Raw genomic sequence first — 23603 nt, forward strand, 5'->3', positions numbered from 1 at the left:
CGGGCCACGGTCAGTGCCAGCGGTTCCGGACGCGGTCGAAGGTGAGCGTACGGCCCTCCGAGCCGGCCAGGTCGAGCTGGAAGAGCTGCCGGTAGGCGGCGTCCGGCAGGTCTGCCTCGAGGACGATGCGGGTGGCGGACCGGGTGTCCTCGAGCAGCAGCGGACGCTGCGGCTCGGGCACGGACGCGTCCTCGGACCGGCCGAGAGCTCCGGCGACGACCCGCTTCACGGCGCCGTACGCGTCCTGCGCCAGGCTTTGGCCGAGGCTGCCGAGGAAGCCGCTGAGCGGCAGCACGACGAGGACCAGCCACGTCAGTTGCTCGCTCCGGACGGTCTTCACCAGCCGCGCCCGAGCGTCGAGGCCGAGTTCGGACAAGCCGCGGGAGAGCGCGTCCCGCTGTTCCTCGGTGGTCTCGGCACCGAAGTAGACACGGGCGGTCATGGGTGTCGGCTCAGTCATCCGTGTTCTCCCCGAGCTGCCAGATCTGCGCGTTGTGGTCGGTGCTGCCGGTCGCCACGAAACGGCTGTCCGCGCTGAACGCGACGGATGTCACCGGTCCGTCGTGGCGGATGACCAGCGGCCGTTCGCCTTCCGCTTCCTCGCTCATCGCCCACAGGCAGGCCCGGCCGTCGTCGCAGCCTGCTCCCATCCAGCGGCCGTCCACGCTGAAGGCCACCGCGTTCACCGACGCCTGATGCGGGATCAGCCGCGTCGCGGTGCCGTGCGGCAGCGTCCACACACGGACGCAGCCGTCGGCGCCCGCGGTGGCGAAGCGCTCACCGTCCCGGAGGAAGGAGACGGCGTTCAGCAGGCCCGGCCGGTCGAAGGAGCGGACGGGGGTGTGCCTGCCGCGGGTGTCCCACAACAGGATCCGTCCGTCCCTGCCGATGGTGACCAGATGCCTGCCCCGGTGGCCGAACGCGAGATCGGTGACCGGCGCCGACACGGGCAGCCGGTGGACGCAGCGCCCGTCCTCGGTGCTCCACAGTCCCGCGGCCGACCAGCCGCAGGTGGCGATGAGCGTGCCGTCCGGGCTGAACGCGATGCGGCGGGGCTCGGTGACGACGTCGTGGCCGAGGTCGATCGTGGTCACCTCGGTGCCGTCCGCTGCGTGCCAGATCCGTACCGAACGCCTGCTGGACGCGGCCACGAAGCGGCCGTCCGGGCTGAAGCACGCCACGCGCGTCCCGGACGGGAGCCCCAGGCGCAGCTGGTACGCGTCGCGCCCCTTGGCAACGTCGACAACCCGTACGACACGGCTCCCGCCGCCGACGGCTAGCTGTTCCCCTTGCGGGCCCAGGCTCACCGAGTGGACCGGGAACAGGGAGGCGATCGTCCGTACATGGTGGACTCCGGTGAAGGCGCCGACGGAGGCCGCCGCGCCGGGCCCCGGGGGTCGGCTCCCGCGTCGCCGCAGGTCGACTGCCCGTGCGTGCTCCGGCCGGGCAGGCGGGGCGGACTGGGCGGATGTAGGTGGAAGGGTCCCCGTCTCAGGCGCGGGTGCCCCCGCGGATACCTGCGTGGATGCCTGCGCGGGAGACGGCTCCGGCGCGGGATTCGGCTTCGCTGCCGAGGCTTGCACAGGTTCCGGCCGGGGCGCAGGTCCCGGCTCGGGCGCGAGTTCCGGCTCGCGCGTCACGAGTTGCCGCTCACGCGCGCGTACTGGCTCGGGTACGGATAGCAGCTCGGGTACGGATGCGGGCAGCGGCAAGGCGACCGCGGGAGGCGAGGTGACCGGGGCAGGCTCCGGACCGGGATCCCGCGCCGCCCCCCGCACAGGTTCCCCCGTTCCGGGGAAAGCGGCGATGTCGAAGATCCGGCCGCTGGAGGCACGCAGATAGACCATGGGGATACCCCACTCCAGCGACTCCTCCTGCGCGATGCGCATGTTCCGCCGGGCCGCCGTCACGCTGTGGTGGACCGGACTGCCCTCGGCGATCCGCTCGTAGAAGGTGCGGCTGAACTGCCACGCCGCCTCGTCGCTGATCGCGAACTGCATGGCCACGACAGCCGGTACTCCCTTGCGCAGCAGTGCCGCCGCCACGCTGGAGAACAGGTCCCTCGGGTCGGCCCGCCCGGTCCCGCAGGCGTTGAGCACGACGAGCCGGAGCGAGGTGTGCTCCTGGAGCAGGAGCGCGAAGCTTGACGCCGACATCGGTCGGCTGGTGCCCGTCGCCTCGCCGGTGAAGGCGAGCGTCCCCTCGCCCGAGCGGGGGTCGAACCCGCCGTGGCCGATGAAGTGAAGCACATGCGGCTTCTCACCGACCAGCGCCCTCTGCAGGTCCCGCCAGGTCTGGCCGGGGACCCAGCTGAGTTCGACGAGCCCCCTGCGCAGCAGGCCGTCCAGTGCCTCGCGGAGCTGCCGCTGTTCGACCTCCACGTCCAGCCTGGCCAGGTCCGGGGGCCGGCAGACCACCCCGAGAATGCGCAAGGGCGCCGCCACGCTCAGCGGGCGCTGCGGGACCATCAGTTGGAGTTCGCGGATCAGCGGGTGGTCGAAGGCCAGATACTCGTTCGCGGCCGGGTCGTACATGTACTCCCAGGGGAGCCGGGCGAGTTCGGGCGACTGGACCTCGAGGACGATGCGCAGCTCACGTTGCTCGCGTGCCGCCTGATCCCGGCTCGCCAGGAGCAGGGCTTCGGCCCGGCCGCTGAAGAGTGAGGCGTAGAGCCGCTCGCCCAATTCACGGACCGGTTCCTCCTCCGGGGTGGGGATACGGCGGAAGGTGGTGGCCGACAGCATGACGGCTTCCGCGATCCTCCGGAGCAGTGCACGCACCCTGGGATCGGCGGTCAGGAGCGGGTATTCGCTTTGCACGCCGGTGCCCGACGTCGTTCGTATCGTCGAGATCTGTTTGCTGTCTCCGGTCGCATAGACGCTGATGTGGACGTCGAGCGCCTCCATACGCGCTCCCCCCGCTCCTCTTGACGCCCGCGCACATGGGCGAATGTGTGGTGGATGCTACGACTTCCCACGCGGTCGGAGCACGCTTTTCGCACGGAGGCTGCTATTCCGTTCATCGCGGAAACGATCCTCCACCGGAAGGGGCGCTGAAGAAAGCGGAGCGCCCCCCGCGCGCGCCCTCAGCCTCAGTTGTGCTCCGCATGCATCAGGGAATCCGTTTCACGGCGATGCCGCCGGTGCCATGCTGTGGCGGAGAGGTTCCCGCTGGCGATTCCGCGGGAACCGGGGGGAGTTGAACATGGCGGAAGACGGTGCCCTTTCCGAATCACCGGGGCAACTCGGCTTCGGAATAGGCGTGGTGGGGCCCAGCCGGGTGGGGAAGACTTCGCTGATCGTGTCGATCATCGCGGACGCACCGCGCGTTCTCGCCGGGATGCCGGCCTCGCTGCGGGCCCGGGACCCGTGGACCGAGGGCGCGGTCATGCGTCGGCGCAACGAGCTGGACGGGTCGGTCAAGGCGGGCTCGTTCGAGAGGAAAGCGCTGCGTGGCACCGAGAAGGAGGCGTACTACAAGCTCGCCCTGGAAACCGGTATCGCCGGTGTCTCCGTCGACTTGACCCTGCTGGACTTCCCCGGATGGTGGCTCAGCCCGGGAGCGGATATCCGGCGCCCCGAGGAAAACTGGCGCGAATGCCGGGAATTCATGGCGCAGAGCACGGTGCTGCTCGTTCCCGTGGATGCGACCGTGCTGATGTGCAGCACGGAGGCGGACCATCATCGTGCGGCGCCGGAACTGCTGAAAATCGCGCAGGTGGAGGCAGTCGCGGAGGAGTGGGCGACGGAACGGCAGTACGCCGACGAGGAACCCGCGCTGCTGCTCCTGGTGCCGATGAAATGCGAGAGCTATTTCGCCGACAACGGCGGCTCCGTGGACCGTTCCGACGAGCTCTTCGAGGCGGTGAGCAAGAGCTATTCACGCGTGCGGGACGTGGTCCGGATGAATGCCCCGCACGCCCAGATCCTCTACTGCCCGCTGGACACCCTGGGCTGTGTGGAACTTGGCGGGGAAACCGCCTGGGTGCCCGACCGCGAGGACGGCGGACTGCAACTGAGCGCCGAATTCGTGGTGCGCCCTCCTGCCGAGATTTCCGTCGAGGGAGCCGAGGACATCCTCATCGCCCTCTGCCGGAACCTCGCCGAGGCCCGGCGGGCAGTCCAACAGGAGTTCGCGAACGAGGCCGAGGGGACCAGCGCCGAGGCGGCCGAGGCGGCAGCGCGCAGATACGGGTTCATGACGAACGTGAGGATGTGGCTCGACGGCACGCGAGCGGGTCTGAAGGCCGATCAGGCCATCACCGCCGCGCGGGCCAAGCGCATCCAGCGCAAGCTGGAGCACTTCGAGCACATGGTCGATGAGCTTGCCGCCCGGCCCATGGGGCCGCGGATCCGCGAGATGTGAACCGCGAGCCGTGAACCGATTGGCGATCTGCGAGCTGCGAGCTGTGATCCGCGAGCCGTGAGCGGCGAGCGCGGGGGAAGGAACGACCATGCGGGTTCATGTGCTGACCAGGAGCTGGCGCAGACAGGACGACTACACCTGGTTCCCGGGCAGGCCGGAGGACCGGTGGTGGGAGCAGTACGGCGAACAGGCCGACTTCGACTATCCCGTCCTGCTCGTGGAGACCGCCGGCCGGGGACGATGGCGGGCGTACATCGGCGGCCTGACCACCTCACGGGACGATGCGGTCGGCACACCGATCCGGCTCTCCCTCGCCCTGGACGGTGACTGCGGAGCACGGCCGGAGACGGTGCTCACCGCCGCCCTCGTCGAGGAGTGGCTGAGCGTCCAGGCGGGAGTCACGGCGAAGCAGGACGCCACCGGATGCCTGGACCGGGCCTTCGACGAGGACACGGTCGCCGGTCTGTTCGGCGGCACTCAGGAGGTCGACCGGCTCATCGACTCCGCGCTGAGCGCATACGGAGGTGACGGCGGCCCAGCTCCCGTAGGCGCCCTCTCCGTTGCCGGCTCCTCCTCGCCGGAGTCCTCCTCGCCGCCCTCCTCGCCGAAGTCCTCCTCACCCGAGATCTCCCCGCCCGACGAGTCCTGGGCGGCGGGGCTGGCCGGTGCGGAGGCCCGCGCCGCGTTCGTCGTCCACGCCCGGGGCCTGCTGGCGGGCACCGCCGTTGGCCGGGCCCTCGTACTCAACAGTCTCGGCGGCGGGGACGCGCTGCCCCGGCCGAATGACGCCGAACACCTGATCGTCCTGGCCGACGGCGGCCCGGGAAAGTTCGGCCCGACCCCCGTGGCCATCCGGAGAAAAGCCCCACCGCGGGACACCAATCGACGAGGGTCCGGGCGGCTGGCGCTGGCCGCCCTGACCGGAGCCGCCGTGGGCACGGCCGTACTGCTCCGGCAGGCACTGCGGCTCCTGCGTCGTTCCGTCTCCCGGAACGGGCCCGGCACTCCCCCGCAGCGGGAACGGCAGCCGTAGACGGCCCCCCTGCCGCGCCCTGCTGCGACCCCGTCCGATCGACGACAACTCGAACCCACGGCGGCGGATCCGCGTGCTGCTGCCCCTGCCAGGAGGTCCAGAACCGTGACCGCTACAGCCGCGCCCCGGGTCCGCTTTCCCGGAATTGCTTCCCAGGCCTACGAGCATCCCGCCGCGCAGGCGGCCCTCACCGCGGTCCACAAGGCCAAAGGCGTGGACGAACTGCTGAAGAAGCTCACCGGATCCACCACCGAGGCGGCCCTGCGCATGCACCATCTCGCCTCCGCGGTGAAGGTGGGCGGGACTCAGTTCCGCGGCCTGCACACCCTCATGTCGGAAGCGGCGACAACGCTCGATGTGGCGGAACCACCGGAGCTGTACGTCAGCCGGGGCGCCGGGTTCAACGCGTTCACCATCGGCTTCCGACGTCCGTTCATCGTGCTCGGCTGCGAGCTCGTCGACAGCCTCCACGAGGAGGAGATCCGGTTCGTCGTCGGCCATGAACTGGGGCACGCGGTGTCCGGGCACGCCCTCTACCAGAGCCTGGCCTGGATCCTCGCCCGCGTCGGGGTCAGCGGCCTGTCGAGCGTCCCCGGGGCCGTGCTGATCGCCAAGGGGATCGAACTGGGGCTGTACGACTGGGCACGCAAGTCGGAGCTCTCCGGCGACCGGGCGGGACTTCTCGTCGGCCAGGACGTGGAAGTGGCCGTTCGCACGCTGATGAAGCTCGCCGGTGGCACACAGACCGAGGAGATGAGCGCGGAGGCGTTCCTGGAGCAGGCGGCCGAGTTCGAACTCAGCACCACCGGAATGAAGAACCGGGTCATCAAGTGGATGATGCCCTCCAGCACCCACCCGCTGCTCGTCGTCCGCGCCGCGGAGCTGGACCGTTGGGTACGCGGCGGCGAGTACGGCCGTATCGTCCACGACGGCGACTACCCCATGCGCGGCGAACCCACCTCCGTGCCCAGCCAGTTGATCCGCACGTTCGACAACGTCAGGCACACGCGCAAACTCAAGCGTGACGACGCCGGCCAGCTGACCCGGGACGGCTTCGTACGCCGCTCCTTCGGCCGAGATCCGGAGTAGCCGGGCAGTGACACCAGGCGTGGAACCGGCCCTTCATGGACCGGTTCCACGCGGTGTGGGATGCGTCCCGGTGGACCGGTGGATCCACGCAACACCAGGTTCCCGCAGGCGCGCGGCAACCTCCGCCCCCGGAGCGGCGTCCCCTACCTCGAGGGACGAACGGGCCCGGCCCGGGCAGCTCCGGGCAGCGGCGTCACGCGGACACGAACACCATCAGCCGGTCCACGCCTCCGCACTCGGCTGACACAGGGAAACGGAGCCACTGGTGTACCTCGGCCTCATGACGGCTGTCGCTGCGTCCGTCTGCTACGGCACGGGGTCGGTTCTGCAAGCTGTGGGGGCGCGCAAGTCCGCGCGCCGGGAGAGCGCGGCGGCCTCGGCCGCCGGGGTCACCCAACGTGGCGGACCCAGCCTGTCATCCACCGCCAAGGCCGCCGTGACCTGGGAGTTCATGCTCGGTACGGTGCTGGATTTCGTCGGCTTCGGGCTCGGTGCGCTGTCCGCCAGGATGCTGCCGCTCTTTCTCTCGCAGACCATCATCAGCGCCAATCTGGTGATCACCGCGGTGCTCGGCATCAAACTGCTGGGCATCAGGCTCAGCCGCCCGGAGTGGGCCTCCATCGCCGTGGTCTGCTCGTCCCTCGTACTCCTGGCCACCGCCGCAGGTCCCGAGGGCCACGAGCACACCCCGATATCCACCCACTGGTGGCTCCTCGCGGCCTCCGTGCTGCTGGTCGGCGGCGGCACGCTCGCGGTGCGCCGGCTCGGCTCGCGGGCCGCGATCCTGGCCGGTCTGCTATCGGGTCTGGGATTCGGAGCGCTCGGCGTAGGAGTGCGCGTGCTGGGCGGCGTGGCCCCGTTCGACCCGCTCACCATGGTGTCCGACCCTGCCTTCCACGCCATCGTGGTGGCCGGTGTCGGCGGCATGTACCTGCACACCGTCGCCCTGCAAATCGGCTCGGTCAACGGGGCCACAGCGGCCCTGGTGGTGGGCGAGACGGTGGTGCCCGGCTTCCTCGGCGTGCTCTGGCTCGGCGACTCCTCCCGCCCAGGCTTCGCCTGGGTCGCTGCCTTCGGCTTCCTGCTGGCGGTCGTCGGCGCGGTCGCGGTCGCCTGGTTCGGCGAGCCGGAAGCCGCCGCGGCGGCGGAACCGCAGAAGCCGGCTCCGGCGCTCACGCACAGCTGATCCTGCCGACGCCGCTGCACGCACGCGTGCAGCGGCGGGAGTTGACGGGCAGATCTGACGGCTCCTGCTTCCCGGACCGTACGGGCGGTCGTACAGGCGGCAGCCGTACAACCGACGCCCGTGCGACCGGCGGCCGTACAACCGACGCCCGTGCGACCGGCCGGATCGGACAGCGACCCTCAGGCAACCCAGGCCGGGAGGAGCCTGTCGCCATCCGCAACCGCGCATGCGGGGGCTCCCTGCCCGGCGGCGCCCTCCACGTGTGCACGCGCGCCCGCGCGGGTGGCGACGATCGCGGTGAAACCGGTCCGCGCATCGCTGATCACCCGGCGCCGGACGTCGGCCGGCATCACGACCGTGTCCCCGGTGGCGACCCCGAACGGCTCCCCGCCGAGTTCAACGGTCGCCCCGCCCTCCAGGACGGTCCACACCTGCTCGCTGTCGAAGGCATGCGCGGGTCCGGACTGGCCCGCCCGCATCTCGACCCGCCAAACGGCGAGTCCGGCGGTATCGCCCTGGGTGGACGAGGCGAGGGTGGTCATGACGGCGTTCGGGGGCCGCCGACTAGCGGAGCCCTGACCAGGGTGCCAGGGTGGTGATATGGGTGATACGCGGGTGGTGGTCGAGCGGCGGATCGCGGCACCGGTCGGGCAGGTGTGGGAGGCGCTGACCGATCTGGAGTCGGCTCCGCAGGTTCTCAGCGGGGTGGAACGGGTCGAGGTGCTCACCTCCGGGCCCTTCGCGGTGGGCACCCGGTGGCGCGAGACCCGACGGATGTTCGGGAGGGAGGCTACTGAGGAGATGTACGTGACTGCGGCCGAGCAGCCCGAGCACATCGTCGTCGAGGCCGACTCACGGGGAGCTCACTACGTCTCCGAGTTCACCCTGTCCCCGGAGCCGGAGGACACCACCGCCGTACGGATGGCGTTCTCGGCCACCGAACCCGGCGGCTTCGCCGGACTGCTCACCAAGCTCTTCGGCAAGCTCGGCGCCAGGGCCGTGGTGAAGGCGATGGAGAAGGACCTCGCGGATATCGCCGCGGCGGTGGAGCGCCCCGCCGCTTCCTGAACCTGATCCGGGCGTCCGTTGTCAGTGGTGCCGCTTACGCTCCGCCGTATGAGTTACGCAGACCTGCGCGAACTCCGGACCGCGCTCAGCACCGCCTCCGACATCGCCGTCGGTTTGGAGGCCGTTCCGTCCGGTCATCAGGCGGACGAACTCGTCGTCGCCCTGCGGCGGGCGCTCGCCGCCGTCGGTTCCCTGTCCGCCGAGCGCGGCGCCACGGGGTGCTCCCTGCATCCGCGCGGCGCCGTGGACCCGCTGTACGGGGACCCGGAGGACCCACTGCCGCCCGGCTACGGCAAGTGCCTGCTGTGCAACGACCGCAGAAGGCGGGCCGGCACGCGCCGGGCCGGCTGTCAGAGACCCCGGCGCTGAGAGCCCCTCGCCGACGACGGCCGCCGACAGCGGCCTGCGACAGCCCCCGCCTCGCCGCTACGGCCTACTGCTGTGCCGCGTGCTGCTGGGTCGCCCAGAACTCGTCGAAGGAGAGCAGACCGTCACCGTCGCCGTCGGCGCTGTTGATCACGGCCTGGGCGACCGTTTCGGTCACAAAGGGGTCACCCAGCTGAGCCATCACGCTCTTGTACTCGGTCGCCGAGATCAGCCCGTCCTTGTTCAGGTCGTACCGCTCGAACGCGCGCCGCGCCGCCTCGATGTCCGCCACTGCTCCACCCCTTCGATGTTGCTTTCCTGACGAGCCACACATTATCGGCTCGGTCAGCGGGGGCCTCAGCGGCTGCTGCGGACAAGGCGACAGCGATGGCGACAGCGATGGCGACAGCGACTTCGTCAGCGGAAGATGCCGGTGTGGCCGAGGGAGTAGCGGCCCGGCTGCGGGTAGACCGCGAGCCCGTGCGGGCCGCCGCCGACCGGGATGCGGGCGAGCTGCTTTCCGGTGCGGGTGTCGATCGCGTACACCTCGGAGTCGTAGCGCCCGGAGAGCCACAGCACCTTGCCGTCGGCCGAGACCCCGCCCATGTCCGGGCTGCCGCCCTGCGGCAGCTTCCACTTCTTCGTCAGCTTGCCGCTGGGGAAGTCGAAGACGGAGATCGTGCCCTCGCCGCGGTTGGAGATGTACATCGACTTCGAATCCCGGCTGATGTAGAGGCCGTGGGTACCCCGGCCGGTGGGCATCAGCTTGGGAGTGGTGAATCTGTCGCCGTTCAGGACCCAGGTTCCGTGCGCCATCATGTCGGCGACGTACCACGTCTTCCCGTCGGGCGAGATCTTCACATCCTGCGGCATGGCGCCCTGGAAGGGGAGTTTCTGCTTCCCGATGACCTTCATCCGCTCGGTGTCGACCTTGAGGAGTTCACCGGAGAACTCGCACGAGACGATGAAGTACCGGCCGTCGGGCGAGAAGTCGGCGTGGTTCACGCCGTAGCAGTCGACGGGCACGGTCTTCTTCACGGCCATGGTGTGCGGATCGCGGAAGACCAGCTCGCGGTCGAGGGAGGCCATGACGACCGCGTACCTGCCGTTGGGCGTGAAGTAGAGGTTGTACGGGTCGTGGACCTTCACCGGTTTGCCGGCCTTGCCCGTCGCCGGGTCGATGGGGGTGAGCGTGTGGCCGCGGTTGTTGTTGACCCAGAGCGTCTTCAGGTCCCAGGACGGGACGACGTGCTGCGGCTGGATTCCCACATCGATGGTCTCGACGACCTTGTACGTCTTCGGGTCGATGACCGAGACCGTGTTGGAGTTGGTGTTCGGCACATACACCCGGGACGGGAAGTCCTTCACGACCGGGGACAGCCGTCCCGGTCGGTCCGCGGCGTAGAGGTCCTTCGGATCGAGCACCGGCGGCATGCCGGGCAGGCCGGCCGGAAGGGCCCGCGGTGCGCCGCTCGGCGGCCGCGAGTGGGCGCCGTGGGTGCCGGACGCCTCCGTGCTGCCCTCGGAGGATGCGGCGGCGCAGCCGGAGCTCGCGAGCAGCAGGAGGGCGGCGAGCGCCTTGCCGGCGCGGGCGGTGGTGGATCTCACGCGGTCATTCAAGGCCAGGAGGACCGGTAAGACCGGCATTGCTCCGATCGGGGGCCGTTACGTGTCTTTCCGGCAGTTCATCCAAGGCCACAAGGCCTTCTGACACGGCCTCGGTCCAGCCGGATCACGGCCGCTTGCGCACGACACACGGACGACGGCTGGGCCACGGTCTCTATGGCTCAGCAGTCTCCGCAGCTCCACGGCCTCCGCGACTCCACTCCACGGCCTCCGCGACTCCACTCCATGGCCTCCGCGGCTCAGCGGTCCCCACCGCTCAGCGGTCGGCGACCCGCATCTCGAACCAGGTGGTCTTGCCCCGCGGCAGCAGGTCGACCCCCCACCGGTCCGAGAGCTTGTCGACCAGGAATAACCCCCGGCCGCTGGTGTCGAGCTCATGCACCGGCAGCAGACAGGGCAGCCCGCGGGAGGGGTCGCGGACCTCGATCCGGATCCATCCGCGGCGGCGCAGCATCCGCAGTCCGAAGGTGCGCGCGCCGGTGTGCCGTACGGCGTTGCCGACCAGCTCGGAGACCAGCAGCACGGCGTGCTCGGCGAGCTGCGCGGAGAGGGCCCACTGACGGAGCACCACCGACTGCGTCAGCCGGCGGGCCGTACCGGCGGATTCGGGACGCGAAGGCAGCTGCACCTCCTCGACGGTCGGATTGCCGAACAGTTCGAGCGCTTTGAGCGCCTGCTCCTCCTCGACGGTCGGCACCCGTCGCGCAGCGGCCGTACTGGTACGGCGCCGCGGCTGCTCAACTCCCTCGAGGCCCGCCATGAACCCATCATGACCCGCCCTCACGTGGTTACGGGCTGGAACCAAGGGATTACATTTGCCGGAATCAATGACTCCGGCAACGCCAACGACATATGCCCACGGCAGTGGAACCCCATCCACGACCGACTGAGCAGCGATGACGCCATGCGTACGGGTGATCGCCGAACGTTTCTGGCGGGGGAGTTGCTTAAGGTCGCCTTAAGGTGTGGATAATTCGCCCGCACGGGGGAGTCCCACGAGGGCGTCCGCTGCCCCGTATGGGGATGAACTCGGTCCGGATCAAAGGAACTTGGCCTTGCCGGGCCCCTCTTCGACGAAGCTGCGCATGCCCGTTTCCCGGTCCTCGGTGGCGAACAGTCCCGCGAACCAGTTCCGTTCGATCGCCAGTCCGGTGTCGATGTCCGTCTCGAGCCCGGCGTCGACGGACTCCTTCGCCGCCCGCAGGGCGATGGCCGGGCCCTGGGCGAGCTTCGCGGCCCAGGCGTGCGCCTGCTCGTACACCTCGGCGGCCGGTACGACCCGGTCCACCAGACCGATGGCCAGCGCCTCGTCGGCCTTCACCTGACGGCCGGTGAAGATCAGGTCCTTGGCCTTGGACGGGCCCACGAGCCGGGACAGCCGCTGGGTGCCGCCCGCTCCCGGGATCAGGCCGAGCAGGATCTCCGGCTGGCCGAGCTTGGCGTTGTCGGCGGCGATCCGGATGTCGGCGCACAGCGCCAACTCGCAGCCGCCCCCCAGCGCGTAGCCGGTGACCGCGGCGACGACGGGCTTGGGGATACGGGCGACGGCGGTGAAGGAGTCCTGCAGACCGCGGGACCGGGCCACCATGGCCGCGTGGTCCATGGCCTGCATCTCCTTGATGTCGGCGCCGGCCGCGAATACCTTCTCGCCGCCGTACAGGACCACGGCGCGTACGTCCTCGCGGCTGGTCGCCTCCTCGGCGAGCTCGCGAAGCCGGTCCTGGGTGGCGATGTCCAGCGCGTTCATCGGCGGGCGGTCGAGACGGATGGTGCCGACGCCCTCGGCGACCTCAAGATGCACAGTCATGCCCGCAGGTTAGCGCCCGTTAATGACGCCGGGCCCGGTGCGGTTGGTCACAGCACCGGGCCCCGAGACGGCCGGCCGCCTACTGCGGCGCCTTCCAGTCGTCCCAGTCCATGTTCCAGCCGTTGAGACCGTTCTCCGGCTGGATCTCCTTGTCCTTGGAGTTCTTCACGACGACCACATCGCCGATGCGCGAGTTCTTGAAGAACCACGCGGCCGGAGTCCCGCCGTCACCGCCGCCGCGTGCGTCGAACAGCCCTATGCAGCCGTGGCTGGCGTTGACGCTCCCGAACGTCGGCCTGCCCGCCCAGTAGTTGCCGTGGATGAAGGTCCCGGAGTCGCTCAGCCGCATCGCGTGCGGTACGTCCTTGATGTCGTAATCATCGCCGAAGCCGACCGTCTCACCGTTCATCCGGGTCACCCGGTGCTTCTCGCTGATCACCATCTGACCGTTGTACGTGGTGGTCGCGGGAGCGCCGGCGGTGATCGGGATGGTCTTGATCACCTTGCCGTCGCGCTTGACGGTCATCGTCTTCTTCTTGGCGTCGACGGTGCTCACCTGGCTGCGGCCGACGGTGAACTTCACCTTCTTCACCTGCTCGCCGTACACGCCGGGCCTGCCCTCGACGCCGTCGAGGTTCAGACGGAGCGTCACCTCGGTGCCCTTGGCCCAGTACTTCTCGGGCCGGAAGTCCAGCCGGTCGTTGCCGAACCAGTGGCCCTCGATCGGAACCGAAGGCGAGGCCTCGACCTCTATCGCCTTCTCCACCGCCGCCGGGTGGGTGATCCCCCGGCTGAACCTGATCGACACCGGCATCCCGGCGCCGACCTCGGAGCCGTCCTCCGGCGTGAAGTGGCCGACGAAGGTGTTCTTCGGTACGAACGTCGTGAAGGTGGTGTGTTTGGCCGACCGGCGGCCGTCGGAGTCCTTGGCGACCGCGTCCACCGTGTACTTGGCGGCGGAGCCGAGATGCCCGGTCGGCTTCCACGAAGCGCCGCCCTCGGTGAACTTCCCGGCGACCTTGTTGCCCTTGGAGTCCTTGACCTCTACGGACGTCAGCTTGCCCTTTTCCGCCCTGACCTCGAGCGCTCCGGTGGTCACCACATCGTCGGCGCCGTCCTTCGGGGTGACCTTGACGACCGCCCGCGACGCCTTGGTGTCGACGCCGTCGCCCTTGCCGCCGCCGTCCTTACCACCGCCGCCCGCGCCCGAGCCACCGCCGCAGGCCGTGGCGCCGAACAACAGCGCTCCGGTCAGTACCGCGAGCAGTCCCTGCCCCCTGCGCCGACCCCGCCGTCCGGCCGGCGCCCCCGATATCGGCTCCACGTTCAAGTGAACTCTCCCCTCGCACGGACCACTCACCCGGCCCGGCCCGCATCCCCCGCGCGCGAGAACCAGCGCACGCCGATAGATAACCACACAGACGTAAGAGAGAACTCCCCGTGAATGTCACGGATCAGTCCCAAGTACAGGGCACGGATGCGGACCCGGATCCGGGAGATAACGGGGCCGGGGAGAGGGGGTGCCGACCCGGCTGTCCGGGCGCGGAGTCGGGCACGGAGTCCGGGCTCTGTGTCAGGTCGAGGTGTCAGGTCGACGTGTTCGGTTCACGGCCGAGGTGTCAGTTCAGGGCCGAGCCCGCCCGCCACTTCGCCCAGGACATGTTCCAGCCGCTGAGGCCGTTGTGCGGATCCACCATGCGGTCGGTGCTGCGCACCACTTCCACCACATCCCCGACCAGGGAGTTCTCATAGAACCAGCGCGCCGGGGTCGGCTTGCGGCCGCCGCGCACATCGCGCAGCCCGATGCAGCCGTGGCTGGTGTTGGACATGCCGAAGGTACTGGGCGGGGCCCAGTAGTTGCCGTGCAGGAAGGTCCCCGAAGTGGTCAGTCGCAGGGCGTGCGGCACATCCGGGATGTCGTACGCGTCGCGGAAGCCGACGGTGTCCCCGTCCATCCTGGTCACCGCGTACCGCTCCATCACCACCATCTTCCCGTTGTAGGTGGGACTGCCCGGCGCTCCAGCGCTGATCGGCAGCGTCGCGTGCCGTCTGCCGTCACGCAGCACGGTCATGGTGTGGGCGGCGGCGTCGACCGTACTCGTCTGGCTGCGGCCGATGGTGAAGCGCACCGTGCCCTGCTGGACGCCGTGGATGCCCTGGGACGCCTCCACATCGCGCAGCCGCATCCGGATGGAGACCTCGGTGCCCGGCCGCCAGTACGTACGGGGGCGGAAGTCGAGCCTCCGGCTGCCGAACCAGTGCCCGGCGACCCGCACCGGCGGACTCGCGCTGACCCTGATGCCGCGCTCGACGGCCGCGCGGTCGGCGATGTGCCGGTTGAACTCGAGCGAGACGATCATGCCGGTGCCGACCAGGGCGTGGTGCCCGGGCCGGAAGAAGCCGATGAACCGGTCATCGGGGATGTCGGCGGTGAAGGTGGTGTGCCGCACGGTTCGGTGGCCACGGCCGTCGACGGCGACCGCGTTCACGCTGTATGTGCCCGCCAGTTCGAGCCGGCCGCCGCTCGACGGCAGCCAGCGCCGCCCGTCCCGGCTGATGGTTCCTGCGACCGGCTCGTCCTGCCCACCGTCGATCCGGACGACCCGGACCCGCTCCAGCCGCCCCTCGGCCACCGACACTTCGACCGGATCACCGGGCAGTACGCCATTCGCCCGGTCCGGCGGAACGACCTTGATCCCCTGCGCGCGCGGATGCGGCGGCCCGCCGAACCCGGCCCCGGACCCACCGCAACCGGCCACCGCCGTCAACGCCACCACCACTGCCACTGCCACTGCCACCGCGACGGCGAGAACCGCCCCTGTGCGCCCTACGCGCCCCGCTACCTGTCTCACGCCGAACCCAACGATCATCCCCCTGTGGTGGAAACGTGAGGGCGGGGCCCCGAGCGGGCAGAACAGGTGGGAGGACGGCGGGCCGGGGGACGTCAGGAAGGGACGCCGGGCGCCCTCCCGGGCGGGGTCGTGGTTGCGCGACGGCTCAGCCCGCGGACCGCCGCCCGCCCAGCCACGAGCCGCCGGAGGCGAAAACGTGTCGAGCGCACCCGAGCACGAGGCAGTCACGGGCGGCCCGGAGGGGAACGGCGACGGGCGGATGCGGGGGGCGTCCGAGGCGAACGGCCTGCCGCACGCCGGGGCCGTCACCACACGGACCGCGGGCCCTCCCTCGCCCGCCTCGGGCCCGGACGCCGGCCGCACCACCGCCGTACCGCCTTCGACAGCGACCGGCCCCGCTCGCGGCGGACCGGCGCCCAGCGCCGGGGTGCCCGCCGCGCCGGGGAGTCCGGAGCCGCTCGGTGCCCGGTTCCGGGTCGGGACCGATGGGGTGGCGGGGACCAACTTCGCCCTGTGGGCCGCAGGGGCGGAGGCCGTCGAGGTGTGCCTGTTCGACGCGGACGGCACCGAGACACGCTGTGCGCTCGGCGAGCTGACCCATGAGATCTGGCACGGCTTCGTGCCCGGCGTACGCCCCGGACAGCGCTACGGCTTCCGGGTCCACGGCCGCTGGGACCCGTGGACCGGCGCCCGCTGGAATCCGGCCAAGCTGTTGCTCGACCCGTACGCCCGGGCCGTCGACGGGGATTTCGGGGATTCGGCCGGGGGTTCGGCCGGGGATACGGCCGGGGGGGCGGCCATCGGCTCAGCCGCCGATGACCGCGGTGCCCCCGTGGGACGCGGCGGCGGGCTGCCGCCCGAGGTGTACGGGCACGTACGGGACTGGCCGCATCAGCATGTCGCCGACACCGTCCGCGACGACCGCGACTCCGCCCCCCACGTACCCAAGGGCGTGGTCGTATGGGACGACGACGACTGGTCGGACGACCGCCGCCCCAAGACGCCCTGGGCCGACTCGGTCATCTACGAGCTGCATGTGCGCGGTTTCACCATGCGCCACCCGGGCGTCCCGGAGCGGCTGCGTGGCACGTACGCGGGGCTCGCGCACCCCGCCGCCCTCGAACACCTCACCCGGCTGGGGGTGACGGCCGTGGAGCTGCTGCCGGTGCACCAGTTCGCGCACGAGGACCATCTGCTGCGCCGGGGCCTGCGCAACTACTGGGGATACAACTCCATCGGCTACTTCGCCCCGCACGCCGCCTACTCCGCCTCCGGCACCGGCGGCGAGCAGGTCGGCGAGTTCAAACGGATGGTGCGCGCCCTGCACGCGGCCGGCATCGAGGTCATCCTCGACGTCGTCTACAACCACACAGCGGAGGCCGGGGAGCTGGGACCGATGCTCTCGCTGCGCGGCATCGACAATCGCGGCTACTACCGGCTCCAGCAGGACCCCCGCCGCTACGCCGACTACACCGGCTGCGGCAACACCCTCCACGTCGTGCAGCCGGGCGTCCTGCGTCTGATCACCGACTCGCTGCGCTACTGGGTGACGGAGATGGGTGTCGACGGCTTCCGCTTCGACCTGGCCGCCGCTCTCGCCCGCTCCATGCACGACGTGGACATGCTCTCCCCCTTTCTCGCCGTTATCGCCCAGGACCCGGTGCTGCGCCGGGTGAAGCTGATCGCCGAGCCGTGGGACGTCGGCTCCGGTGGCTACCAGGTCGGGGCGTTCCCGCCGCTGTGGACGGAGTGGAACGACCGCTACCGCGACGCCGTACGGGACTTCTGGCGCGGCGCGCTCCCGGACGTGCGCGACCTCGGCTACCGGCTGTCCGGCTCCAGCGACCTGTACGCCTGGGGCGGCCGCCGCCCCTACGCCTCCGTCAACTTCGTGACGGCGCACGACGGCTTCACGCTGCGCGACCTGGTGAGTTACGAGCACAAGCACAACGAGTCCAACGGCGAGGGGAACCGCGACGGCACCAACGACAACCGGGCCTGGAACTGCGGCACCGAGGGCGAGACGGACGACCCCGCGGTGCTCGCGCTGCGCCGCCGCCAGCTGCGCAATCTGCTCACCACCCTGCTGCTGTCCACCGGTGTGCCGATGCTGGTCGCCGGGGACGAGCTGGGCCGTACCCAGGGCGGCAACAACAACGCGTACTGCCAGGACAACGAGACCGGCTGGCTGGACTGGTCGCTGCTGGAGGAGCCCGGATGGCGCGCCCTGACGGAGCTGGTCTCCCGGCTGATCACCCTGCGCCACGCCCATCCCGTGCTGCGCCGCCGCGCCTTCTTCTCGGGCCGGCCGCAGGGGCCGGACGGGCTGCGCGACCTGGCCTGGTTCACGGCGGAGGGCCGGGAGATGACCGAGCACGACTGGTACGCCCCGACGGCGACCCTGGGTATGTACCTCTCGGGCCACGACATCCCACAGCGCGACGAGCGGGGCGAGCCCGTCATCGACGAGAGCTTCCTCGTCGTCCTCCACGCGGACCCCGAGCCGGGGCGCTTCACCCTGCCGGGGCCGCCGTGGGGCACGGAGTACGAAGTGGTGGTCGACACCTCGCGCGAGGACCAGTCCGGGCCGCCCGGTGCCCGGTATCCGGCGGGTGCTCAGCTTCCGCTGCCCGAACGGTCGTTGTTCCTGCTGCGAGCCACCACATCAGGGGCGGCCGGGGCTTCCGGCGCTTCGGGTGCTTCGGGCACTTCCGGGACGGGCGAGGCGGGCGGGGCGGCCGGGCGGTGATCCGGGGAAGCGGCGCGGGCGGCGCGGCGGGCAGCGGTCACCGACCGCCCGTCGGGCCTGCCGCGGGCGGGCCTGCCGCGGGCGGGCCTGCCGCGGGCGGGCCTGCCGCGGGCGGGTTCGCGGGGTCGGACACTCGCAGGAGAAAACAGGTGAGCACTGTCAGTCGCGAACCGTAGTCTCGCTCGTGATGACTGCCATGTGCACCGAGCCGACGTCCGACGCCCCCCGACAACGTTCCACCGTACGGTCGCTGCTGCGGCTCTGGCCGTACGTACGGCCCGTGCGGGTGCGGCTGTTCACGGCGGCTCTCGTCGCGGTCGTCGCGTCCTGCCTGGGGCTGGTCATCCCGCTCGTCCTGAAGTGGATCGTGGACGGGCCGGTGGCCGGGCGGGATCCGGGCGGGGTGTGGCTCGGAGGCGCGTATCTGCTGCTCCTCGGGATAGGGGAGGCCGGGCTGTTCGGGCTGCGCCGCTGGCTGGTGGCGCGGCCCCTCGCCTCGGTCGAGGCGTCGATGCGCGCCGACCTCTACCGTCATCTGCAGCGGCTGCCGGTCGCCTTCCACGACCGCTGGGCGTCGGGACAGCTGCTGTCCCGGGCGACCACGGATCTCATGCTGCTGCGGATGTTCCTGGCCTTTCCCATGACCTTTCTGCTGGTCAACGGCACGACCATCCTGGTGGGTTTCGCGATCCTACTCGGCCAGGAGTGGACGCTCGGGCTGGTGCTCCTCGCCCCCGTCGTGCCGTTGCTGATCCTGTGCTCCTGGTTCGAGGCGCGCTACTCGGTCGCGGCCCGTACCGCTCAGGACCAGGTCGGCGATCTGACGACGGTCGTCGAGGAGGGCGTACTCGGCATCCGCATCATCAAGGGCTTCGGCCGCCACCGCAGCCAGGCACGGGCCTTCCGGTCGCTGTCCCTCCGGCTGCGCGGGACGGAACTGTACAAGGCACGGCTGCTCGCCGGGCTGTGGGCACTCATCCTCACCCTGCCGGAGATCGCGATCGGCGCGGCGCTGGTGCTGGGGACCGTCCGGGTGGCCGACGGCGAGCTGTCGGCCGGGACGCTGGTGGCGTTCCTGTCGACGGCGCTCGCGCTGCGCTGGCCGGTGGAGTCGGTCGGCTTCCTGCTCGCGATGAGCCAGGAGTCGGCGACCGCCACGGAACGCTACTTCGAGGTCATGGACGAGCGGGAAGCGGCCGATGCTCACACATCGGCCTTCGACGACCGGCCCATGGCCGGGGCCGGCAGTTCCGTCGGGCGGGCCGGCGCCGGGGTGGGTGCCTCGGGGACCGGGCCGGGCACGGGGCCGGCGTCGGCGTCCGCGTCGGCATCGGCGTCAGCGTCAGCGTCAGCGTCAGCGTCCGCGTCCGCGTCGGATGGCAACGCCGTCGGCTTACGGAAGGATCCCGGGGCTCTCGGCGGAGCCGAGGAAAGGACGGATGAGCCGGCCCCCTACCGCCCGGAAGGCGGACTGCGGTTCGAAGGCGTCGAGTTCCGCTACCCGGACGCTCCCCCCGACGCACCACCCACCCTCCGCGGCGTGGATCTGCACATCGGGCATGGCGAGACCATGGCGCTGGTCGGGGCCACCGGATCCGGAAAGACGACCCTCACCGCACTCGTTCCCCGGCTCCAGGAACTGACCGGCGGCCGGATCACACTCGACGGCGCGGACATCACCACCATGCCCCGTACCCGCCTGCGCGAGCTGGTCGCCGTCGCCTTCGAAGAGCCGACGCTCTTCTCCGCGACCGCCGCGGAGAACGTGTCGATGGGCACGGAGGGGGCCGGGGAAGAGGAACTCCTCAGGGCCCTGGAGGTCGCGCAGGCCGACTTCGTGCACGACCTGCCGCAGGGCACCCGCACCCAGGTGGGCGAGCAGGGCCTGAGCCTCTCCGGCGGCCAGCGGCAGCGGTTGGCGCTGGCCCGCGCGGTGGTCGGGCGCCCGCGCTTCCTCGTACTCGACGACCCGCTGTCCGCGCTGGACGTCCACACCGAGGCACTGGTGGAAGCCGCCTTGCGGCAGGTGCTGGCGGCCACCACCGCGCTCGTCGTCGCCCACCGCCCGTCCACAGTGCTGCTCGCCGACCGGGTGGCGCTGCTGTCCGCCGGGCGGATCGCCGCGGTCGGCACCCACCGCGAACTGCTGCGCACCAGCCCGGAGTACCGGACACTCATGTCGGGCGTCCCTGACGACCCGGACGGCGCACCCGCCGCGGATGACCAGCAGCCGGATCTGGAACCGGGGCCGGGGCCGGAGCCGGTACCGGAGGCGGAATCTGAGGCGGAACCTCAGCAGGAGTCAGGGCCGGAGGCCGTCGTCCCCCGCCGCTCCGCGGGCCCGGGCCCCGTATCGGACGAGGCCGCACCGAGCTGCACGACATCCCGGGACGACCCGGCCCCGGACTTCTCGGACGGACCGCTCGGCACCGCCGACTCGGGGTACGGCAGCCCGCAGCACGGCACCGGACTCGACCGGAGCCGCGGAAGCGGTACCGGCGGCGACTTGTCTTCGGGCGGCGGTACGGGACTCGACCGATCCCCGGGAGAAGGGGGTTCTCCGCGATGACCACCACGGTCTCCGGTCACCCGGCACCCGACGGCGACGGCAGCGACGGCCGAAGCGGAGGCGGCGACCGCAGCGGCCCCGAACTCTCCGCCGACCCCACCCCCGGGGCCGACGCTCCCGCCGGCCCGCGCACGACCCGTACCGCGGGCAGACCCGCCGACACGGACGAACCTGCAGCGGACGGGCCGGCAGCGGACGGGCCGGCAGCGGACGAACCAACAGCGGGCGGGCCCCGGCCTTGCCGGGACGCCCCGGCGACGGGCGACCCGTTCGACCGGGACGTGCTGCCCGCCCCCAAAGGTGCTTCCCGCGCCTTGCTGTTGTCCCTGTTGCGGCCCCACCGCGGACGGGTCTGGCCCGCCGTGCTCCTTCTGCTGATGCAGCAGGCAACCGTGCAGGCGGGTCCGCTGCTGGTCGCGTTCGCCATCGACCGGGCTGTCCCGGCGATCCGCGCGGACGACCACGGGCCGCTGACCGCGGTCGCCGCGGCGTACCTCCTCTGCTCGCTCGCCTCCGGCGTGCTGCAGTACACCTTCGTACGCGCCTCCGCGCGCATCAGCCAGGACGTGCTGCTCGACCTCCGGAGCCGGATCTTCCGCCATGCCCAGGCCCTCAGCGTGGACTTCCATGAGCGCTACACCTCCGGGCGGCTCATCTCCCGGGCCACCACCGACGTCGAGGCGCTGCGCGAACTGCTGAACGAGGGGCTGGAGGAACTGCTCGGCGTCGGCCTGTCCATCGTCTACATCTCTGCCCTGCTGCTCTATCTCGACTGGAGTCTGGGAGCCGCCGCCGTGCTCTCCTTCGGACCGCTGTATCTGCTCGTACGGTCCTTCCGGCGGCGGTCGATGGCCGTCTACAGCAAGCGGTCCACCGCGATCGCCGCCGTCATCGTGAAGTTCGCGGAGACGATGAACGGCATCCGTCCGGTGCAGGCGTTCCGGCGCGAGCAGGTCAACGACACCGAGTTCCGGCAGCTCAACCACCGGCACGAGCGGGTGAACGGCGACGCGATCCTGGAGATGGCGCGCTATGTGGTCTCGTCCCGGCTCGTCGCCAACGCGGCGTTGGCGGCCATCGTGCTCTGGGGCGCGTACCGGGTGGCGTCCGGCGGCCTCGCACTGGGCGTGCTCGCCGCGTCCGTGCTGTATCTGCGGAGGCTGTACGACCCGATCGACCGGCTCGGGATGTTCCTCAACTCCTACCAGTCGGCCGCCGCCTCGCTCGAGAAGGTCGCGGGTCTGCTCGCCCAGCGGCCCTCCGTGCCAGAACCGGCCGATCCGCAGCCCCTCCCCGAGCCCCGGCCGGGTCGGCCGGGCCGGCCGGTCGTCTTCGAGGACGTGCGCTTCGCCTACCGCACGGGCGGCGAGGTGCTCCCCCGTTTCGACCTCACGCTCGACGCGGGCCGCACTGTGGCCGTCGTCGGCTCGACGGGCGCGGGCAAGTCCACCCTCGGAAAGCTGCTCGCACGCTTCTACGACCCGACCGAGGGCCGTGTCCTGCTCGACGGGGTGGATCTGCGCGATCTCGCGGCGCCGGAGCTGCGCCGCGGTGTGGTGATGGTGACCCAGGAGGCCTTCCTCTTCTCCGGCACGGTGGCCGAGAACATCGCGATCGGCCGTCCCGACGCGGGCCGGGAGGAGGTCGAACGCGCGGCCAAGGCGATCGGCGCCCACGACTTCATCGCCGCCCTGCCGGACGGCTACGACACGGACGTACGCAAGCGGGGCGGCAGAATCTCGGCGGGCCAGCGGCAGCTGGTGGCGTTCGCCCGCGCGCTGCTCGCCGACCCGGGCGTGCTGATCCTCGACGAGGCGACGTCCTCGCTGGACATCCCCGGGGAACGGGCCGTGCAGCGTGCGATGCACACCGTGCTGCGCGGCCGTACCGCGGTGGTCATCGCGCACCGGCTGTCGACGGTCGAGGTCGCCGACCGGGTGCTCGTGATGTCGGACGGCCGGATCGTCGAGGACGGCACCCCGGACGAACTCATCAAGAACAAAGGGGCGTTCGCCGCCCTCCACGACGCCTGGCAGGACAGCCTGGTCCGGCGCTAGGGCATTGTAGGAGCCGCGACTCGATGCGCAATGTCGACGCTCGATGCGCAGTGAATGCGCAAATCCGGGCTTCAGTGCGCAATGACTCGGACCGACCAGCCCGATCTCTTGTGATCCTTCAGGGCGGGTACGCAAGGCACCTACGGCGGTCGATCCGGTACGACGGCGAGTCGGTACGCGCAGTGCCCTTCGCCCAGCTGCGCTTGGCGGATGTCGCCGAGTCGGCGCCGTGGCGGCGGGTCCGGTCGGTAGACGGGCAGGGCCCACGACTCGGGTGCTATTACGCGTCAGCGGCCACGGGCGGGCATGTGGTCTACGAGACCGTCTGGAGCCGGCCCGTCTGCTGCCGGCCGGCTTCGACCCGGCGGTGCGAGGATCTTTGCCCGGCTGTGTCGGCTGGTGGCCCCGGTCGGTTGACCGGGCACGGAGCCATGTCCCGGATTTTCTGCTGGTGATGTGGTCGGGGCGGTGCGGGTGGTCGACGTGAGGCCGATGGACCGGCTGAGCGATCCCAAGATCGCGGGAGGCGCTGGTCCGGCCGGATCAAGATGCTCGAACGCCAGACCTACGGCCGCGCCGACTTCGAACTCTCAAACGACGTACGATCCCGGCCAGTTGACAGGCTGCGCTGGGAAGGGCCGAAGGGGCCGATCGGGCGTCCACCACATGGTGTGAGGAAGTTCCGCTCTCGTTCACTTGTGCCGTACCTGATCGTTTCTGCGTGGAATCTACTCACCGGTTGGCCGGAAACAGTTCGCTTTGGGGAGCCTTATCGGCCAGCTGCGGCGGTCCTACTCTCTCTTCCCGGTGACCAGTTGGCACGTAGCACGGATCGC

At 70.8% G+C, this 23603-nt stretch carries 17 protein-coding genes and 1 pseudogene; 9 read left to right on the top strand and 9 right to left on the bottom strand.

The features are described 5' to 3' along the window. Positions 1–10: 10 nt before the first annotated feature. Positions 11–460, bottom strand: a complete 450-nt coding sequence (locus ABZW18_RS03805; RefSeq protein WP_356181602.1) for a hypothetical protein — start codon at positions 458–460, stop codon at positions 11–13. Further along, positions 453–2906, bottom strand: a complete 2454-nt coding sequence (locus ABZW18_RS03810; RefSeq protein WP_356181604.1) for a CHAT domain-containing protein — start codon at positions 2904–2906, stop codon at positions 453–455. Before ABZW18_RS03810 ends, ABZW18_RS03805 begins: the two co-directional genes overlap by 8 nt. Positions 2907–3204: 298 nt before the next feature. Between ABZW18_RS03810 and ABZW18_RS03815 the strand changes: the two genes are divergently transcribed. The 4 genes from ABZW18_RS03815 to ABZW18_RS03830 all read left to right on the top strand — a co-directional run bounded on the left by ABZW18_RS03815 (position 3205) and on the right by ABZW18_RS03830 (position 7673). Continuing rightward, positions 3205–4365: a hypothetical protein gene (locus ABZW18_RS03815; protein WP_356181606.1), complete on the top strand. Its 1161-nt coding sequence runs from the start codon at positions 3205–3207 to the stop codon at positions 4363–4365. A gap of 88 nt (positions 4366–4453) precedes the next feature. Beyond that, positions 4454–5398: a hypothetical protein gene (locus tag ABZW18_RS03820; protein ID WP_356181609.1), complete on the top strand. Its 945-nt coding sequence runs from the start codon at positions 4454–4456 to the stop codon at positions 5396–5398. 105 nt (positions 5399–5503) lie between these two features. Continuing rightward, on the top strand, positions 5504–6487 hold the full coding sequence (locus ABZW18_RS03825; protein ID WP_356181610.1) for a M48 family metallopeptidase: 984 nt from the start codon (positions 5504–5506) through the stop codon (positions 6485–6487). Positions 6488–6752: 265 nt separating this feature from the next. Then, positions 6753–7673 carry a hypothetical protein gene (locus ABZW18_RS03830; RefSeq protein ID WP_356181613.1) on the top strand — a complete coding sequence of 307 codons (921 nt, stop codon included), beginning with the start codon at positions 6753–6755 and terminating at the stop codon, positions 7671–7673. Positions 7674–7852: 179 nt separating this feature from the next. Here the strand turns inward: ABZW18_RS03830 and ABZW18_RS03835 are convergent, their stop codons facing one another. Continuing rightward, positions 7853–8215, bottom strand: coding sequence for a cupin domain-containing protein (locus ABZW18_RS03835; protein WP_356181615.1), 363 nt, complete (start codon positions 8213–8215; stop codon positions 7853–7855). Positions 8216–8273: 58 nt separating this feature from the next. Between ABZW18_RS03835 and ABZW18_RS03840 the strand changes: the two genes are divergently transcribed. Next, positions 8274–8741, top strand: a complete 468-nt coding sequence (locus tag ABZW18_RS03840; RefSeq protein WP_356181618.1) for an SRPBCC family protein — start codon at positions 8274–8276, stop codon at positions 8739–8741. Positions 8742–8789: 48 nt separating this feature from the next. After that, entirely contained in the window at positions 8790–9110 is a 321-nt protein-coding gene (locus ABZW18_RS03845) for a hypothetical protein (RefSeq protein ID WP_356181620.1), read from the top strand. A gap of 64 nt (positions 9111–9174) precedes the next feature. Here the strand turns inward: ABZW18_RS03845 and ABZW18_RS03850 are convergent, their stop codons facing one another. From ABZW18_RS03850 to ABZW18_RS03875, 6 genes are all read right to left on the bottom strand, one after another. Beyond that, on the bottom strand, positions 9175–9399 hold the full coding sequence (locus tag ABZW18_RS03850; protein WP_356181623.1) for an EF-hand domain-containing protein: 225 nt from the start codon (positions 9397–9399) through the stop codon (positions 9175–9177). A 125-nt stretch (positions 9400–9524) separates the two neighbouring features. After that, the gene (locus ABZW18_RS03855) at positions 9525–10715 is read right to left on the bottom strand and encodes a YncE family protein (RefSeq protein ID WP_356181625.1); all 1191 of its coding nucleotides are present in this window, start codon (positions 10713–10715) and stop codon (positions 9525–9527) included. Positions 10716–10989: 274 nt separating this feature from the next. Continuing rightward, on the bottom strand, positions 10990–11493 hold the full coding sequence (locus ABZW18_RS03860; RefSeq protein WP_356181628.1) for an ATP-binding protein: 504 nt from the start codon (positions 11491–11493) through the stop codon (positions 10990–10992). 279 nt (positions 11494–11772) lie between these two features. Continuing rightward, entirely contained in the window at positions 11773–12540 is a 768-nt protein-coding gene (locus tag ABZW18_RS03865; protein ID WP_356181631.1) for an enoyl-CoA hydratase-related protein, read from the bottom strand. Between the two features lie 79 nt (positions 12541–12619). Then, positions 12620–13870: an Ig-like domain-containing protein gene (locus tag ABZW18_RS03870; RefSeq protein WP_356181633.1), complete on the bottom strand. Its 1251-nt coding sequence runs from the start codon at positions 13868–13870 to the stop codon at positions 12620–12622. Between the two features lie 289 nt (positions 13871–14159). Continuing rightward, the gene (locus ABZW18_RS03875) at positions 14160–15392 is read right to left on the bottom strand and encodes an Ig-like domain-containing protein (RefSeq protein ID WP_356181636.1); all 1233 of its coding nucleotides are present in this window, start codon (positions 15390–15392) and stop codon (positions 14160–14162) included. A 196-nt stretch (positions 15393–15588) separates the two neighbouring features. Here ABZW18_RS03875 and glgX point away from each other — a divergent pair, with 196 nt between their 5' ends. The 3 genes and pseudogenes from glgX (at position 15589) to ABZW18_RS03890 (ending at position 22767) form a co-directional block, all read left to right on the top strand. Next, positions 15589–18141 carry a glycogen debranching protein GlgX gene (gene glgX / locus ABZW18_RS03880; RefSeq protein WP_356181638.1) on the top strand — a complete coding sequence of 851 codons (2553 nt, stop codon included), beginning with the start codon at positions 15589–15591 and terminating at the stop codon, positions 18139–18141. Between the two features lie 187 nt (positions 18142–18328). After that, positions 18329–20326, top strand: a pseudogene (locus tag ABZW18_RS03885) (ABC transporter ATP-binding protein); the annotation flags it as partial. A 380-nt stretch (positions 20327–20706) separates the two neighbouring features. Further along, on the top strand, positions 20707–22767 hold the full coding sequence (locus tag ABZW18_RS03890; protein WP_356181641.1) for an ABC transporter ATP-binding protein: 2061 nt from the start codon (positions 20707–20709) through the stop codon (positions 22765–22767). Positions 22768–23603 lie beyond the last annotated feature (836 nt).

Source organism: Streptomyces sp. NPDC004647, assembly GCF_040609575.1.
Classification (GTDB): Bacteria; Actinomycetota; Actinomycetes; order Streptomycetales; family Streptomycetaceae; genus Streptomyces.

Excerpts from the sequence above, each read along its gene's own strand:
- ABZW18_RS03805 (WP_356181602.1), bottom strand. The coding sequence starts at position 460 with ATGACTGAGCCGACACCCATGACCGCCCGTGTCTACTTCGGTGCCGAG.
- ABZW18_RS03810 (WP_356181604.1), bottom strand. The coding sequence starts at position 2,906 with ATGGAGGCGCTCGACGTCCACATCAGCGTCTATGCGACCGGAGACAGC.
- ABZW18_RS03815 (WP_356181606.1), top strand. The coding sequence starts at position 3,205 with ATGGCGGAAGACGGTGCCCTTTCCGAATCACCGGGGCAACTCGGCTTC.
- ABZW18_RS03820 (WP_356181609.1), top strand. The coding sequence starts at position 4,454 with ATGCGGGTTCATGTGCTGACCAGGAGCTGGCGCAGACAGGACGACTAC.
- ABZW18_RS03835 (WP_356181615.1), bottom strand. The coding sequence starts at position 8,215 with ATGACCACCCTCGCCTCGTCCACCCAGGGCGATACCGCCGGACTCGCC.
- ABZW18_RS03840 (WP_356181618.1), top strand. The coding sequence starts at position 8,274 with ATGGGTGATACGCGGGTGGTGGTCGAGCGGCGGATCGCGGCACCGGTC.
- ABZW18_RS03845 (WP_356181620.1), top strand. The coding sequence starts at position 8,790 with ATGAGTTACGCAGACCTGCGCGAACTCCGGACCGCGCTCAGCACCGCC.
- ABZW18_RS03860 (WP_356181628.1), bottom strand. The coding sequence starts at position 11,493 with ATGGCGGGCCTCGAGGGAGTTGAGCAGCCGCGGCGCCGTACCAGTACG.
- ABZW18_RS03865 (WP_356181631.1), bottom strand. The coding sequence starts at position 12,540 with ATGACTGTGCATCTTGAGGTCGCCGAGGGCGTCGGCACCATCCGTCTC.
- ABZW18_RS03890 (WP_356181641.1), top strand. The coding sequence starts at position 20,707 with ATGACCACCACGGTCTCCGGTCACCCGGCACCCGACGGCGACGGCAGC.